The sequence below is a fragment of the Actinopolyspora lacussalsi genome (assembly GCA_030803735.1).
Classification (GTDB): Bacteria; Actinomycetota; Actinomycetes; order Mycobacteriales; family Pseudonocardiaceae; genus Actinopolyspora; species Actinopolyspora lacussalsi.
In genome coordinates this window covers 857,199-872,500 of record JAURUC010000001.1, presented here as the reverse complement: position 1 = coordinate 872,500, position 15,302 = coordinate 857,199, and the positions used below count along the sequence as shown (strand labels likewise).

Sequence of the window (15,302 nt, the reverse complement as noted above, 5' to 3'; positions counted from 1 at the left end):
CGTACGTCCTCGTCCTCCACGGCACACCCCCGCAGCAACCGGATCGGTGAGTCGGAACGTGTCAGGTCCGCGCCGTTACACTCACGAGTGATTCCCAGCACCCCCGCGAGTCGAGCCGGTCCGCTGGCCAGTGCGCTCTCCTTCCGAACCGCGGGACGACGACTGCGTGCCAGGTCGGTGCCCTCGATGATCTCACCGGCTCGAAGGAGCACCGCCGCGGGCTGCCCGTCGGTCAGGCAAACCACGTTGACGCAGAAGTGCATCCCGTAGACGAAGTACACGTAGAGGTGACCCGCCGGCCCGAACATGACCGCGTTCCGTTCGGTACGCCCGCGATAGCAGTGTGATGCCGGGTCGTCCTGTCCGCGGTACGCCTCCACCTCGACGAGCCGGACACGAACCACCCCCTGGGGCGAGTTCGAAACCAACTCACAACCGAGCAGGAAACGTGCCACACGGAGCGGGTCACGTGCTGTCTCGGAGCGTGTCACCTCAATCACGACGAGCACACTACCGGGTGCCGCACGTCGGGGAACGAACCGGAGCCGTGCCGGACCGGGAAACACCCGGATCCGATCCGGCACGGCGGGAGGTTCACCCGGAGCGGTGGGAGAATTCGCCGTCCAGCCACGCACGGTGTCGTGCCACGTGCTCATCGACCCGCCGAGCCTGCTCGGCGACGCGATCGGGAGCCGTGCCACCGCGTGAGTCACGTGCCGAGACCGCTCCTCGAACCGTCAGCACCTCACGAACGGCCGGCGTGAGCTCGGGATGCGCCCGGGAGAGTTCCTGCTCGGTCAATTCGTCGAGCCCGACACCACGCGACTCCGCGAACCGTACGCACTCGCCGGAGGCCTCGTGCGCGACGCGGAACGGGACACCACGCCGCACCAACCACTCGGCGATGTCGGTGGCCAGCGTGAATCCCGCGGGTGCCATCTCGGCCATCCGCTCGGTGTGGAAGGTCAACGTGCCGAGCATGCCCGCCATGGCGGGCAGGACCAGTCGCAGCTGATGAACCGAGTCGAACAGTGGTTCCTTGTCCTCCTGCAGATCCCGGTTGTACGCCAGTGGCTGTGCCTTGAGGCTGGTCAGCAGACCGGTGAGGTTTCCGATCAGTCTGCCCGACTTGGCGCGAGCCAGTTCGGCCACGTCGGGATTCTTCTTCTGCGGCATGATCGAACTGCCGGTGGCCCAGGCATCGTCCAGCGTGATGTAGCCGAACTCCGCCGTGTTCCAGATGACGACTTCCTCGGCGATGCGTGAGAGGTTCACGCCGAGCATGGCCAGATCGAAGGCCGCCTCCGCGGCGAAATCGCGCGCGGAGGTGCCGTCCATCGAGTTGTCCACCCCGTGCTCGAACCCGAGTTCGCTCGCTACCGCGTCGGGATCCAGCCCCAGTGAGGATCCGGCAAGAGCACCGGAACCGTAGGGGGAGACGGCGGTGCGCTCGTCCCAGTCACGCAGCCGCGCGACATCGCGCAGCAGGGCCTGGGAGTGCGCGAGCAGGTGATGGGCCAACAGCACGGGCTGGGCGTGCTGGAGATGAGTACGCCCGGCGAGCACCGCGCTCGGGTTGGCGGCCGCCTGCTCGCCGAGGGCGTCTATCACGTCGAGTACGGCCGAGACGATGCCGCGCACCGCGTCACGCAGCCACATCCGGAACTGAGTGGCCACCTGGTCGTTACGGGAACGCCCGGCGCGGAGTTTACCGCCCAGTTCGGTGCCGACACGTTCGAGCAGCCCGCGCTCCAGGGCGGTGTGCACGTCCTCGTCGTCCGGCTCGGGCAGAAACCGTCCGGTACGCACATCGGTGGCGAGCGTCTCCAGTCCCGCCAGCATGCCTTCCAGCTCGGACTCGGTGAGCAGTCCCGCACCGTGCAGCACTCTGGCATGGGCTTTCGAACCCGCGATGTCGTAGGGCGCGAGCGACCAGTCGAAATGTGTGGACAGACTGAGCGCTGCCATGGTTTCGGAGGGGCCGGAGGTGAACCGTCCTCCCCAGAGCATGGTCGGATCCGACCGATCGCTGTCGGTGGCGGAATCGTCTTGTCGGGACATGCGGTTTTCCTCGGGAAACGCGAAGCGGCACGGACAGGGCTGGACGGGCACCGGGGCGATGCCCGTCACGGCGGAAACGTTCAGTGGTACTGCTCGCGCTTGGCGGCGATCTTGCTGGGCAGACCCCACAGCTGCACGAAGCCCTTCGCCAGTTCCTGGTCGAAGCTGTCGCCCTCGTCGTAGGTGGCCAGGTTGAAGTCGTACAGCGACTGATCACTGCTGCGACCGGTCACCACCGCACTGCCCGCGTGCAGGGTCATCCGGATCCGACCGGAGACGTGGCGCTGCGTGTCCGCGATGAAGGAGTCCAGCGAGGTCTTCAGCGGCGAGAACCACAGGCCGTCGTAAACGAGCTCACCCCAACGCTGCTGGACCGTGCGCTTGAACCGCGCGAGGTCACGCTCCAGGGTGACGGCCTCGAGCTCGCGGTGAGCGGTGATCAGCGCCAACGCGCCGGGCGCCTCGTAGATCTCCCGGCTCTTGATGCCGACGAGCCGGTCCTCGACCATGTCGAGCCTGCCCACGCCTTGGGCGCCCGCACGGCGGTTCAGCTCGGTGACCGCCTGCAGCGGGGTGACGGCTGCCCCGTCGATCGCCACGGGAACACCCTGATCGAAGGTGATGACCACCTCGTCGGGGTCGCGCGACTGCGTCGGATCGGCGGTGTACGAGTAGACGTCCTCGATGGGCGCGTTCCAGATGTCCTCGAGGAATCCGGTCTCGACGGCCCTGCCCCACACGTTCTGGTCGATCGAGTAGGGGGACTTGTTGCTGACATCGATCGGCAGGCCGTGCCGTTCGGCCCAGTCGATGGCCTTTTCCCTGGTCCAGGCGAAGTCACGAACCGGAGCGAGTACCTTCATCTCGGGAGCGAGTGCTCCGATGCCGACCTCGAAACGGACCTGATCGTTGCCCTTGCCGGTGCAGCCGTGCGCGACGGTGTCCGCACCGTGTTGCCGAGCCGCATCGGTCAGGTACTTGGCGATCAACGGCCTCGAAAGGGCCGAGACCAGGGGATACTGGTCCATGTACATCGCGTTGGCCTGCAGGGCGGGCAGGCAGTACTGCTCGGCGAACTCGGCGCGCGCGTCGGCGACCACGGCTTCGGCCGCGCCGCAGGCCAGCGCTCGCTTGCGCACCGTCTCCAAGTCCTCGCCGCCCTGGCCGACATCGACGGCCACGGCGACGACCTCGGCATTGGTCTCCTCGGCGATCCAGCCGATGGCGACTGAGGTGTCCAGTCCGCCGGAGTAGGCGAGTACGACCCGGTCGCTCATGATGATGCTCCTAGTACCTGTTGTGCTGGCTGTTGTCGGGTGCCTGTTCGACCGCGGTGTCGTTCAGTCCGTCGTGGCGGTCGACTCGGGCTGTTGTGCGCCGAGCTCGCGTAACCGCTCGGCGAGTTGTTCACCGGTGAGTGGTTCACGGGCCACGACCAGCAGGGTGTCGTCACCCGCGATAGTGCCCGCCACCTCGTCCATCGAGGACCTGTCGATGGCGCTGGCCAGGAACTGGGCGGCACCGGGCGGGGTTCGCAGCACCGTCAGGTTTCCCGATCCCTCCGCGCTGACGAGCAGTTCGCCGAGCAGCCTGCTCAACCGTGCGGTTCCGCCCTGCACCCCCTGGATCGGGCTGCCGTCCTCGGGAATGACGTAAACGGGTTGTCCCCCGTCGGGCGCCCGGAGTTTCACCGCACCCAACTCGTCGAGGTCACGTGACAGGGTGGCCTGCGTGACGTCGATGCCGTCGGCCGCGAGCAGCCTCACCAGTTCGGTCTGGCTGCGGATCTCGGAGCCGGTGACGAGTTCGACGATGCGCGCCTGCCGCGCCACTCGTGTGCTCATCGTCGCTGCACCAACCAAGTCAACAGCGCCTTCTGGGTGTGCAACCGGTTCTCCGCCTCGTCGAACACCGCGCTGGCAGGGCCGTCCATCACTTCGTCGGTGATTTCCCAGCCCCGGTGAGCGGGCAGGCAGTGCAGCACCGTGGTGTCGGATTTGCCGGTGGCCTCCAACAGAGCGGCGTCGAGCCGGAACGGCCGGAAGGGCCCGACCCGATCCTTGCCGTCGTTCTCCTGCCCCATGGAGGTCCAGGAGTCGGTCGCGACCACGTCGGCCCCCGCTACGGCTTCCCGCGGGGTGCTCAGCACACGGCTGGAGCCTCCGGTCTCGACGGCACGCTTGTGCGCCGCTTCGAGCACCCACTGCTCGGGTTCGAAGCCCTCGGGTACGGCGATCCGGATGTGCATCCCGGCGGTCGCTCCACCGATGAGCAGCGAGTGGGCCATGTTGTTGGCGCCGTCGCCGAGGTAGGTCAGGGTCAGCCCGGCGAGGGTGCCGTGTCGTTCCCGGACGGTCTGCAGGTCGGCGAGCACCTGACACGGGTGGAACTCGTTGGTGAGCGCGTTGACGACCGGAATGTCGGATGCCGAGCTCATCGCGTCGATGCGCGCCTGGGCGAAGGTGCGCCACACCACGATATCGACATAGCGGCTCAGCACTCGTGCGGTGTCCTCTATCGTCTCTTCGCGGCCGAGTTGCATCGTGCGTGCGTCGATCACGACCGGATGGCCGCCGAGTTGGACGATCCCGGTTTCGAGGGAGAGGCGTGTCCTGGTGGATGTCTTCTCGAAGATGACCGCTACCGACTTCGGGCCCGCCAGGGGTTTGTTGTCGGTTCGGCGGTGTTTGAACTCGTCGGCCAGGTCGAGGATCTCGCGCTGCTCGACGGGTGTGAGATCGTCGTCACGAAGAAAATGACGCGGCATCAGTTCTTCCCTTCTCCGCGGGCCGCTTCGGAGAGCACCTCGGCGAGATCGCGGACGAAATCGTTGGCCCGCTGGCCGTCCAGGATCAGCGGGGGCGCCAGCCGCAGGGTGTCCGGACGGACGGGATTGATCAGGTAGCCGCGATCACGGGCGCTTTCCACCGCCGCGGGAGCGATGTCGTCGTTGAGTTCGACGGCCAGTAGCAGTCCGGCGCCGCGGACCTCCCTCACCGCGGGATGCTCGAGACGCTCGATGGCAGCGATGATTTCCTTGCCCAGTCGGGCGACGTGTTCCAGCAGCCCTTCGGACTCGATGGTGTCGATCACCGCCAGCGCGGCGGCGCAACAGACCGGGTTCCCGCCGAAGGTGGTGGCGTGCTGACCTGGTTCCAGTAGGAAGGCCGCTCGTCCCACTCCGATGCAGGCGCCGAGTGGCAAACCGCCGCCCAGCCCCTTGGCCAGGGTGATCACGTCCGGCACGATGCCGCAGCGCTGGAAGGCGAACCAGTGTCCGGTGCGTCCGATCCCGGTCTGCACCTCGTCGAGGATCAGCAGTGCGCCGTTGCGGTCGGCGATCTCCCGCGCGGATCGCAGGTATCCCTCAGGAGGGACGATCACGCCGGCCTCGCCCTGAATCGGTTCGAGCACGATCGCGGCGGTGTGCTCGTCGACCGCCTCGTCGAGAGCGGTGACGTCCCCGAAGGGCACGTGTGAGACTCCGGTGGGCAGCGGTTCGAAGGGCCGCTGTTTGGCCGGTTGTCCGGTCAGCGCCAACGATCCCAGGGTACGGCCGTGGAAACCGCCGTCCGCGGCCACGATGTTGGGCCGGCCGGTGCGCCGGGCGATCTTGAACGCGGCTTCGTTGGCCTCCGAGCCCGAGTTGCAGAAGAAAACCCTGCCGTTGTCGCCGACCCACGCCAGTTGGAGCAACCGCTCTGCCAGTCGCAGTTCCGGCTCATGGCTGTAGAAGTTGGAGACGTGACCGAGTTTCGCGATCTGTTCGGACACTGCGGAGGTGACGGCGGAGTGGGCGTGGCCGAGGGCGGCCACGGCGATACCACCGAGCAGGTCCAGGTAGGTGTTCCCCTCGGCATCGGTAACCGTACATCCCGAACCGCTTACCAGCTCCACCGCCGGGGTGCCGTAGGTGGGCATGATCGCTTCCCGCCAACGATGCGCGGCAGCGGAATTGCCCTGCTCCTGGGAAGACATCAGGCATCGTCCTTTCGTTGGGTCGGCTCGCCGGGAACGACCATCGTGCCGATACCCTCGCTGGTGAACACTTCGAGCAGCACCGAGTGAGCGAGTCGACCGTCGATCACGTGAGCCCGGGGCACGCCACCGGTCACCGCCTGTAGGCAGGCCTCCATCTTGGGAACCATCCCGGAGGCCAGGTTCGGCAGCAGTTCCGTCAGTCGCGCGGTGTCCAGTCGCGAGACCAGCGATTCCCGGTCGGGCCAGTCGGTGTAGAGCCCCTCGACGTCGGTGAGCACGACGAGCTTCTCCGCTTCGAGCGCGACGGCCAGGGCTCCGGCGGCGGTGTCGGCGTTGACGTTGTGCACCACACCGTCGGCGTCGGGAGCGACTGTGGAGATCACCGGAATGCGACCGGTCTCGATCAGATCGAGCACGGCGGTCGGTTCGACCGATTCGACGTCGCCGACCAGCCCGATGTCCACCGGTTCGCCGTCCACCACGGCGTTGCGTCTGCGGGCGGTGAGCAGGTGCGCGTCCTCACCCGACATGCCCACCGCGTGCGGACCGTGCTGGTTGATCAGTCCGACGAGCTCACGGCCGACCTGGCCGACGAGGACCATCCGGACCACATCCATCGTTTCCGGTGAGGTGACCCGCAGTCCACCCCGGAACTCGCCGGGCATGCCGAGCCGGTCGAGCATCTCGGTGATCTGCGGACCACCGCCGTGCACGACCACGGGGCGCAGTCCGGCCAGCCGTAGGAAAACCATGTCCTCGGCGAATGCCCGCTTGAGCTTTTCGTCGGTCATGGCGTTGCCGCCGTACTTGACCACCACGGTGGCACCGCGGAACCGCTCCAACCAGGGCAGTGCTTCGGTCAGTACGCCGGCCTTCGCGGCGGCCGTGCTCAACCGTTCGTCGTGGCTCGTGCTGCTCATGTGGAATACGCGCTGTTCTCTTCGACGTAGTCGTGGGAAAGATCCGTGGTCAGCACGGTGGCGCTGTGGTCACCGAGACGCAGATCGACCACGATCTCGATGTCTCGTCCGGAGAGATCCACCGTGTCGCGGTCGGCGACCGGGGTTCCCCCGGAGTAAAGCGTCACGCCGTTGGCGATGATCTCCATGGCCGAGGCGTCGATCGTGATCGCGGAGCGCCCCACCGCCATGGCGATGCGTCCCCAGTTGGGGTCGGAACCGAACAGCGCGGCCGAGACCAGGTTGTCCTCGGCCACCAACCGGGCGATGCTCTCCGCGTCCTCCTCCGAGGCTGCCCCGCGGACGGTTATATCGATCGCCTTGGTGGCGCCTTCGGCGTCGTGTTGCAGCTGTCGGACGAGGTCGCCGCAGACTCGGGTCAGCAGCTTGGTGAACTCGGCCTCGGCGGGAGCGAGTTCGGAAGCCCCCGAGGACAGCAGCAGCACGGTGTCGTTGGTGGAGGTGCCACCGTCGACGTCGAGCCGTTCGAAAGTGCCGCTGCAGGCCTGCCGCAGAGCTCGTTGCAACGTCTCGCCTTCGACACCGGCGTCGGTGGTGACGACCGCGAGCATGGTCGCGAGGTTCGGCGCCAGCATTCCCGCCCCTTTGACCATCCCGCCGATCGACCAGCCGTCGGGGTGAGTGAGGCAGACCTGTTTCGGGTGGGTGTCCGTGGTCAGTACGGCGGTCGCGGCATCGGTGCTCGCCCGCTCCGTGTCGTTCAGCCCGGTCACCGCGGTGTCGAGGCCCTCCAGCAGGGCGGGCATCGGCAGCCGTTGCCCGATGAGGCCGGTGGAGCAGACCCCGATCTCGATCGCACCGGTACCGAGCAGTTCCGCTGCGCGTTCGGCGGTGGCATGGGTGTCCTGGAATCCCTCGGGACCGGTACAGGCGTTGGCACCACCGGAATTGAGCACCACGGCACGCAACTTCCGCTCCCGCAACACCTGTTCGGACCACAGCACGGGAGCCGCTTTGACCTGGTTGGTGGTGAACACCCCGGCTGCCTGCTGCCCGGGACCGTCGTTGACGATCAGTGCGAGGTCGAGGGCGGCGCCGGACTTGATACCGGCGGCAACGCCGCAAGCCCGGAAACCACGCGGACCGGTGACACCGTATCGCCTGTCTGTGGTCGCGTCGTGCACGCCGACGTCGATCGGCTCGTCACTCGTACTCAATGTTCTCCCTCGAAGTGCTCGACCACGGTGTGCCCGGCTCGGCGCAACGTGTCCACGGCGTCCGGAAGTGCGTTCGCCCCGACCAGGATCCAGTCGGTGTCGAAGGTCGACAGCGTGAACACACTGACCTCGCGCTCCGCGAGCGGGGACAGCACAGCGGCCAGGACGCCGGTCAACGAGAAGTCCAACGGGCCGGCTATCTCCAATGCCCGGAAGGGCCCCTGGACGATCGACGAGTCGGAGAGCTCGGCGACATCCCGGTAGGCGAACACCAGCGTACGGTCGTTTCCGGTGACGAGCTCGGCGTTGACGGGGCCGGAAGCGGGCAGTTCTGGCTCGGTACCCGGTCCTGGCGTGGCCACGGCGAGGAGCTGTTCGTGCGCTCGCAGGGTCAGTGTCGTCACGGCGCCATCCCCGCTGTGGAAAGCCCCGCGGTCTCGGGAAGCCCCAGGGCGAGGTTCATGCACTGCACGGCACCGCCTGCCGTGCCCTTCGTGAGGTTGTCCTCGGCACCGACGGCGACCAGGCTTCCGGCGTCGTCATCGACGGCGACCTGCAGGTGTACGGTGTTGGCCCCGAGCGTGGCCGAGGTCTGTGGCCACTGCCCCTCCGGCAGCACCCGCACGAAGGGCTCCGCCTCGTAGGTACGTGTGTAGCTCTGCCGCACCCGAGCGGGATCGACCCCTTCCCGAATTCGTGCGTTGCAGGTGGCCAGAATGCCTCGCGACATGGGGGCCAGCATCGGTGTGAACGAGACGCGGACAGCTTCACCGGCCGCCGCTCCCAGATTCTGGATCATCTCCGGGGTGTGTCGGTGTGCCCCACCGACGCCGTAGACGCTGGCCGATCCCATGACTTCCGCCGAGAGCAGATGAGGTTTGAGCGCTCGCCCCGCCCCGGAGGTCCCGGTCGCTGCCACGACCACCAGGTCGGGCTCGACCAGCCCGTCGAGCAGGGCGGGCAGCAACGCGAGCGTGGTCACCGTCGGGAAACATCCGGGTACGGCTATCCGGTCCGCCTTGGTGATTCGTTCCCTCGCCCAGGGCAGCTCGGGCAGACCGTACGGCCAGCTTCCGGGATGTTCGCCGCCGTACCAACGTTGCCAGGCCGCCGGATCCTCGAGTCGGTGATCCGCTCCGCAGTCGATCACCAGGGTGTCGTGGAGCTGATCGGCCAACACGTCGGAGTGCCCGTGCGGCAACGCGAGGAAGACCACGTCATGACCGGCGAGGACCTCGGCGTCGGTCTCACGGAGCGTCCTGTCGGACAGCTCGGTGAGGTTGGGGTGGTGTTCCCCGATCGTGCTGCCGACGTTTCCCCCCGCTGTGAGAGCGCCGATCTCGACCTGGGGATGTGCCAGCAACAGACGCAACAGCTCCCCGCCCGCATAGCCGCTGGCACCGGCGACCGCCACTCGTACAACCATGCGAATGATTATGCACTCTAATGCAAAATCAATCAACAGGGGGTCCCCCGAAGTACGAACGAGGGGCGGAGAGACGAAAAGCTCGGGGTGGGTGGTCGCCGTAGCGACCACCCACCCCGAGCTGAGCCGCAGCCGGTCGTTCGAAGCCGATGCCGCGGGTATCTCCCGCACCGAGGTGAACCGAGTCGGCACGAGCCCGCTGTGGTTAACCGCGCAGCACCGCTCCGAACCGCTGGTCGGCGGCAGCCACCGCGGCGTCCCGGACCTTGGTCGCCTCCTCCTGGGTCAACGTTCGGTCGGAAGCACGCAGCCGCAACGCGAACGCCAGCGACTTTTTCTCGGCACCGAGCTTTTCACCGGTGAAAACGTCGAACAACCGGATGTCCTCGATGAGCTCGCCACCGCCGTCGCGAAGCACTTCCCCGAGCTCGGCGGCCGGAACACCCTCGTCGACCACCAACGCCACGTCCAGTCGCACCGGTGGATAGGCCGAGATGCTCGGAGCGGGACGCCTGTCCGTCACCGGCAGCGCGTCGAGGTCCAGCTCCATCGCACAGGTCCGTTTGGGCAGTTCGAAAGCCTCCACCACCTTGGGGTGCAACTCACCGGCATACCCGATGACCGTGCCGTCCACCTCGAGCGCGGCACAGCGCCCCGGATGCCACGGCGCCCGCTCCGCGGCGGAGACGGTCAGCGGCACTCCGGCCGTCTCGGCGACGAGCCTGGCCGCCGCCACGGCGTCCGACCAGTCCGCCTCCCGGCCGGAACCCCACCAGCCGGAACGCTCCCGCTGTCCCGCGAGCACCACACCGACGTGCTGGGGTTGTGCGGGCAGCGCGGCGTGGAGCGCTGCCAACCGCTCGTCCGAGGGACGTTGCCGAACCCCGAGTTCGGGAACGGAAGGCTGATCCGGCTCGGGCAGCACCACCTGCCCGATGTGGAACAGCGCGAGATCACGCCTGCCACGGGAAAGGTTGCGCTGCGACGCGTCGAGCAGCCCCGGCAACAGCGTGGTGCTGAGCAACGCACGATCCGATTCGAGGGCGTTGACGGCTCGCAGGGTACGTCGACGCGGATCGTCCTCGCCGATTCCCAGGGCGTCGAGGGTGCCCTCACCGGTGAACGGGAACGGCAGCACCTCGACGTAACCGTCGTGTGCCAGCGCACGCGAGACCGCGCGCCTGCGGCGCTGGGTAGCGCTCAGCCCGCTCCCGGTAGGCGCGGCGGGAACGACGGACGGGATGGTGTGGTACCCCTCCAGTCGGAGTACCTCTTCGACCAGATCGGCCGGCTGCGTGAGATCGGGGCGCCAGGTCGGCGGCAGTGCGGTCACCACACCGACACCGTCATCGGACGTACCCACCTCGATTCCGCAGCCGATCTGGTTGAGCCGCTTGGCGGTGACACCACGTCCGTAGCGGACACCGGCGACCTGGTCCGGCAGTGCCAGCGGCATCGTCACCGGTTGCGGCTGCGGCGGTTCACCCACATCGGTGCGCCCAGCGCTGATGGTCGCTTCCCCGTACTCGACGAGCAGTCTGGCCGCGCGCTCCGCCGCCACGGCGGCCACAGCGGGATCCACACCACGTTCGAAGCGCTTGCCCGCCTCGCTGGGCAACCGATGCCTGCGGATCATGCGCGAGATTCCCGTGGGCTCCCAGTTCGCCGCCTCGAGCAGGACGTCATTGGTGTCCTGCCCGATCTCGGTGCTGGCACCCCCCATGACGCCGGCGAGGGAGACGGGACCGGACTCGTCACAGATCACGATGTCGTCGGGATCGAGGTCACGCCGCACGCCGTCCAACGTGACGAGGGACTCCCCGGCCACGGCTCGGCGCACGACGATGTCGCCGGAGAGCTTGGCGGTGTCCCAGGCGTGCAGTGGCTGGCCGAGCTCGAGCATCACGTAGTTGGTGATGTCCACCGGCAGGGAGATGGAACGAATACCGGCCAGCGCCAGTCGTCGCTGCATCCACCACGGAGTCGGAGCGGTCGGATCGACCCCGGTCAGTCTGCGGAACACGAACCGGGAGCAGGCCGAGGCGTCCTCGATCCGCACCGTGCGGGAGGGGCGGTCGTCATCCGGGATACCCCGGTTCGCGGGGTCCCCGAACGGCACGTCCAACGCGTTGGAGAGTTCCCGGGCGAGACCACGCACCGAGAAGCAGTAACCGCGATCGGGTGTGATGGCCAGCTCGATCACCGAATCGTCCAGGCCGACGATCTCATTGGCCGGGCTTCCGGGATCGGCGGAGCCGGGAGGAAGTACCAGAATACCGTCGTGGTCCTCGCCGATTCCCAGTTCCCTGGTCGAACAGATCATGCCCTCGCTGGTACGCCCGTAGGTCTTGCGAGCGCTGATCTCGAAATCACCGGGGAGAACCGTACCGGGCAGTGCCACCACCACCAGCGAGCCGGCGCTGAAGTTGGTGGCACCGCACACGATGCCACGGGTCTGTTGCTCGCCCGTCTCGGACTTTCCGACCTCGACCCGACAGTAGCGGATGGGTTTTTTGAACTCGGTCAGTTCCTCGATCTCGGCTACCCGTCCGACGACGAGTGGGCCGGTGATCGGGGTGAGTCGGGTGACCTCCTCGACTTCCAGCCCGATGCTCACGAACGCCTCGGCGAGTGTGTCGACGCTCGTGTCCTCGGACAGCTCAAGATGCTCGGCCAGCCAGGAAACCGGAATCCGCACTGGATCGCAGCCCTTCTCTCGATCATGTGGGGTCGGCGGTGCGGGCAAGAGCCCGGGCACCCGACCGGACTCAGTATTCGATGCCGAACGCCTCGGTGAACCGGACGTCCCCCTCGACCATGTCGCGCATGTCGGGTATGCCGGTGCGGAACTGCAGGGTACGTTCCACTCCCATGCCGAAGGCGAACCCGGTGTAGGTCTCGGGATCCACTCCGGAGGCGCGCAGCACATTGGGGTGCACCATGCCGCAGCCACCCCATTCGACCCAGCCGGCGCCCCCCTTCTTCTCCGGGAACCAGACATCCATCTCGGCCGACGGCTCGGTGAAGGGGAAGAAGTTGGGCCTGAACCGCGTCCAGGTGTCCGGGCCGAACATGGCGCGGGCGAACGCGTCCAGCGTGCCCTTGAGATGCGCCATGGTCAGTCCCTGGTCCACCGCGAGCCCTTCGATCTGATGGAACACCGGGGTGTGGGTGGCGTCGAGCGCATCCGTGCGGAACACCCTCCCGGGGGAAACGCGGTACACGGGCAGCTCGCTGGAGAGCAGGGCACGTACCTGGACGGGCGAGGTCTGGGTGCGTAGCACCAGCCCGGAGTCCTCCGGAGCGATGTGGAAGGTGTCCTGCATCGTGCGGGCCGGGTGGTCCTTGCCGAAGTTCAACGCGTCGAAGTTGAACCACTCGGCTTCCAGCTCCGGCCCTTCCGAAACGTGCCAACCCATCGCCACGAAGTCGTCCGCGACGCGTTCCATGAGCTGAGTGATCGGGTGCCGTGCCCCCGAAGGAACGCGATCGGTCGGCAACGTGACGTCGACGGCCTCCTCCTGCAGCACCCGCTCGTCGCGTTCGGCGCGCAGTTGCTCGTGACGGGCGTCGAAAGCCTGTTGGATCGCCTGGCGCGTCTCGTTGACCCGCTTACCGGCATCGGCCTTCTCCTCCGCCGGCAACGATCCGATCTCGCGTCGCGCGGTCAACACCGGAGAGCGCTCGCCCAGGTGCGCCGGCTTGACCGCGGCGAGTTCATCGAGATCAGCGGCGCCGTCGAAGGCTTTGCGAGCGTCGTCGACCGCGTTTTGCAACGTCTCCGGCGCGAGCGCGACGACCTCCTTCGGGTCGTACGGGTCGTTGGCTCCAGACATTGTCGCTGTGTAACTCCCGTATCCGACGGCCCGCCTGAGCGAACCGGTCTTGGCGTGTGAACACTGACTCCCTCGGAGGACAGTGTATGTGATTGGGTTCGGCGGAATCGCGAAACGACCCGTACGGGTGTTCGGGGAAACACCGCGGAACCAACGGGCCCGACGAACTCAGGGGTGCCGCGAACTCCGGGGGACTGTCGAGCCGGGAGACGGCACGAGCGGCGGAACGGTCACTCGACGTCCGGACGAATGCGACGGGCCGAGGCGTACAGACAGACGGCAGCGGCGGTGGCCAGGTTCAGGCTCTCCGCTCGACCGTAGATCGGCACGCGCAGCGTGACGTCCAACCGTTCACCGTACTCCCCGAGACCGTGCGCCTCACTGCCGAACACCCAGGCGGTCGGCACGTCCAGCCTGCCGCTCTCCTCAGCGGTGTGCAGATCGGAGTGGGCCGCACCATCGGCTCCGACCAGCAACAGTCCCGCTCCTCGACAGGCCGCCAGTACTGTGTCCGCATCACGTTCCCGAGCCACCGGAAGGTGGAAAAGGCTGCCGGTGGAGGCCCGAACGGCCTTCCCGTTGTAGGGGTCGACGGTCTCGCCCGCGAACAGCACGGCACCCGCACCGGCGGCATCCGCGACACGAAGCACCGTACCCGCGTTACCCGGATCGGCGATGTCGAGCAGCACCACCACCAGGGAGGGCCGGGGAGCCAGCACGGTCGCGGTGTCCGTCGCGGGCGCCTCGCAGACGGCGACCAGCCCTTGCGGGGTAACCGTTTCGGAGAGGCAGGCAGCCGCTCGTTCGGTGATGGTCCACAACGGCACTCCGCTCGCCGCGCAGCGCTCGGCGATCTCCGGAACCCGTCGCAGTCCTTCGGAAGTGGCCAACACCTCGCGAACCTCGGTGCGAGGCCGCTCCGCCGTCCGCGAGTCCAGCGACTCGAGGACGGCGTTGGCGCCTTCCGCCAGAAACATACCGGCACGTTCGCGCCCGGCACGCCGCGTGAGCTTACGAGCGGAAGCGACCCGTGCGGAACGTTCCGTCAACGGCGAACGAGCCGTATCGGGACTCGCCCGCCCTTCCGCGGGATCCGCACCGGTGTGCCGGGCGCCGGCTCGATCCAATCAGACCGTGCCTTCCGGGAGGCTGTTACGCGCCTTGTCACACAGCGCGGTAAAGGCCTGCGGATCGTTGACCGCCAGCTCGGCGAGCATCTTGCGGTCGACATCGACCTCGGCGGCCTTCAGACCCTGCATGAACTTGTTGTAGCTCAGCCCGTTCTGCCTGCTGGCCGCGTTGATACGCATGATCCAGAGCTTGCGGAACTCGCCCTTGCGTGCCCGCCGGTCCCGATAGGAGTAGACCTGCGAGTGCAGCATCTGCTCCTTGGCCTTGCGGTAAAGGCGAGAACGCTGCCCGCGATAACCCTTGGCGGACTCCAGAATCTTGCGGCGCTTCTTCTGCGCGTTCACCGATCGTTTGACACGTGCCATTGGTTCCGTCCTGATCGCATCGGGGGCGGAGCCCCGCCCCGGCGGATGAGGCTGTCACTGGTCCGAAGGGTGTGGCGGGCCAAGCTCCCGGCTACACCCGTGACTGAGCGAAGCTCAGCGTCCCAGCATCTTGTTGACCTGCCGGGTGTCGTTCGGCGACACCTCGTCAGTGCCCTTCAATCGACGCTTCACCCTGCTCGACTTCTTTTCCAGGATGTGCCTACGGCCGGCACGCTCGTGGCGCAATTTGCCCGATCCGGTGACCTTGAACCGCTTGGACGCGCCGCTGTGTGGCTTGTTCTTGGGCATTATCATCCTCTTTTCGTGCGAACGCCGGGCAGAATCCCGATGAGAATCCCGCCCGG

Annotated in this window: 15 protein-coding genes (1 of these 15 only partly in view); all 15 read right to left on the bottom strand. The window is 67.3% G+C overall.

The annotated features are described in order from the left end of the window. Positions 1-491, bottom strand: the 5' portion of a protein-coding gene (locus J2S53_RS03805; RefSeq protein WP_456242694.1) for a DNA-3-methyladenine glycosylase. It extends 124 nt beyond the left edge of the window; only the first 491 of its 615 coding nucleotides appear in the window; its start codon is at positions 489-491; the stop codon falls past the left edge of the window. A 103-nt stretch (positions 492-594) separates the two neighbouring features. Further along, positions 595-2,061, bottom strand: coding sequence for an argininosuccinate lyase (gene argH / locus J2S53_RS03800; protein WP_456239778.1), 1,467 nt, complete (start codon positions 2,059-2,061; stop codon positions 595-597). A gap of 80 nt (positions 2,062-2,141) precedes the next feature. Then, entirely contained in the window at positions 2,142-3,338 is a 1,197-nt protein-coding gene (locus J2S53_RS03795) for an argininosuccinate synthase (RefSeq protein WP_092980205.1), read from the bottom strand. A gap of 63 nt (positions 3,339-3,401) precedes the next feature. After that, positions 3,402-3,905: an arginine repressor gene (locus tag J2S53_RS03790; protein ID WP_456239777.1), complete on the bottom strand. Its 504-nt coding sequence runs from the start codon at positions 3,903-3,905 to the stop codon at positions 3,402-3,404. Next, positions 3,902-4,828, bottom strand: coding sequence for an ornithine carbamoyltransferase (gene argF, locus J2S53_RS03785; RefSeq protein WP_456239776.1), 927 nt, complete (start codon positions 4,826-4,828; stop codon positions 3,902-3,904). Before argF ends, J2S53_RS03790 begins: the two co-directional genes overlap by 4 nt. Beyond that, entirely contained in the window at positions 4,828-6,039 is a 1,212-nt protein-coding gene (locus tag J2S53_RS03780; RefSeq protein ID WP_130467117.1) for an acetylornithine transaminase, read from the bottom strand. Before J2S53_RS03780 ends, argF begins: the two co-directional genes overlap by 1 nt. Further along, the gene (gene argB, locus J2S53_RS03775) at positions 6,039-6,962 is read right to left on the bottom strand and encodes an acetylglutamate kinase (RefSeq protein ID WP_456239775.1); all 924 of its coding nucleotides are present in this window, start codon (positions 6,960-6,962) and stop codon (positions 6,039-6,041) included. Before argB ends, J2S53_RS03780 begins: the two co-directional genes overlap by 1 nt. Continuing rightward, the gene (gene argJ / locus J2S53_RS03770; RefSeq protein ID WP_456242693.1) at positions 6,959-8,146 is read right to left on the bottom strand and encodes a bifunctional glutamate N-acetyltransferase/amino-acid acetyltransferase ArgJ; all 1,188 of its coding nucleotides are present in this window, start codon (positions 8,144-8,146) and stop codon (positions 6,959-6,961) included. Before argJ ends, argB begins: the two co-directional genes overlap by 4 nt. Positions 8,147-8,175: 29 nt before the next feature. Continuing rightward, positions 8,176-8,583 (bottom strand): ACT domain-containing protein, encoded by a 408-nt coding sequence (locus J2S53_RS03765; protein WP_456239774.1) that lies wholly within the window; start codon positions 8,581-8,583, stop codon positions 8,176-8,178. Beyond that, positions 8,580-9,605: an N-acetyl-gamma-glutamyl-phosphate reductase gene (gene argC / locus J2S53_RS03760; RefSeq protein ID WP_456239773.1), complete on the bottom strand. Its 1,026-nt coding sequence runs from the start codon at positions 9,603-9,605 to the stop codon at positions 8,580-8,582. The genes J2S53_RS03765 and argC overlap by 4 nt, the downstream gene beginning before the upstream one ends. A 205-nt stretch (positions 9,606-9,810) precedes the next feature. Further along, positions 9,811-12,303 (bottom strand): phenylalanine--tRNA ligase subunit beta, encoded by a 2,493-nt coding sequence (pheT, locus tag J2S53_RS03755; RefSeq protein ID WP_456239772.1) that lies wholly within the window; start codon positions 12,301-12,303, stop codon positions 9,811-9,813. 70 nt (positions 12,304-12,373) lie between these two features. Continuing rightward, the gene (pheS, locus tag J2S53_RS03750; protein WP_092928445.1) at positions 12,374-13,441 is read right to left on the bottom strand and encodes a phenylalanine--tRNA ligase subunit alpha; all 1,068 of its coding nucleotides are present in this window, start codon (positions 13,439-13,441) and stop codon (positions 12,374-12,376) included. 230 nt (positions 13,442-13,671) lie between these two features. After that, positions 13,672-14,490, bottom strand: a complete 819-nt coding sequence (locus J2S53_RS03745) for a TrmH family RNA methyltransferase (protein WP_456239771.1) — start codon at positions 14,488-14,490, stop codon at positions 13,672-13,674. Positions 14,491-14,568: 78 nt separating this feature from the next. Beyond that, positions 14,569-14,937, bottom strand: a complete 369-nt coding sequence (rplT, locus tag J2S53_RS03740) for a 50S ribosomal protein L20 (protein WP_456239770.1) — start codon at positions 14,935-14,937, stop codon at positions 14,569-14,571. 114 nt (positions 14,938-15,051) lie between these two features. After that, positions 15,052-15,246, bottom strand: coding sequence for a 50S ribosomal protein L35 (rpmI, locus tag J2S53_RS03735; RefSeq protein WP_092928447.1), 195 nt, complete (start codon positions 15,244-15,246; stop codon positions 15,052-15,054). Positions 15,247-15,302: the final 56 nt, after the last annotated feature.

Bases quoted from the DNA above. Each gene is read 5' to 3' on its own strand.
- argH (WP_456239778.1), bottom strand. From the start codon at position 2,061: ATGTCCCGACAAGACGATTCCGCCACCGACAGCGATCGGTCGGATCCG.
- J2S53_RS03795 (WP_092980205.1), bottom strand. From the start codon at position 3,338: ATGAGCGACCGGGTCGTACTCGCCTACTCCGGCGGACTGGACACCTCA.
- J2S53_RS03790 (WP_456239777.1), bottom strand. From the start codon at position 3,905: ATGAGCACACGAGTGGCGCGGCAGGCGCGCATCGTCGAACTCGTCACC.
- argF (WP_456239776.1), bottom strand. From the start codon at position 4,828: ATGCCGCGTCATTTTCTTCGTGACGACGATCTCACACCCGTCGAGCAG.
- J2S53_RS03780 (WP_130467117.1), bottom strand. From the start codon at position 6,039: ATGTCTTCCCAGGAGCAGGGCAATTCCGCTGCCGCGCATCGTTGGCGG.
- argB (WP_456239775.1), bottom strand. From the start codon at position 6,962: ATGAGCAGCACGAGCCACGACGAACGGTTGAGCACGGCCGCCGCGAAG.
- argC (WP_456239773.1), bottom strand. From the start codon at position 9,605: ATGGTTGTACGAGTGGCGGTCGCCGGTGCCAGCGGCTATGCGGGCGGG.
- pheS (WP_092928445.1), bottom strand. From the start codon at position 13,441: ATGTCTGGAGCCAACGACCCGTACGACCCGAAGGAGGTCGTCGCGCTC.
- rplT (WP_456239770.1), bottom strand. From the start codon at position 14,937: ATGGCACGTGTCAAACGATCGGTGAACGCGCAGAAGAAGCGCCGCAAG.
- rpmI (WP_092928447.1), bottom strand. From the start codon at position 15,246: ATGCCCAAGAACAAGCCACACAGCGGCGCGTCCAAGCGGTTCAAGGTC.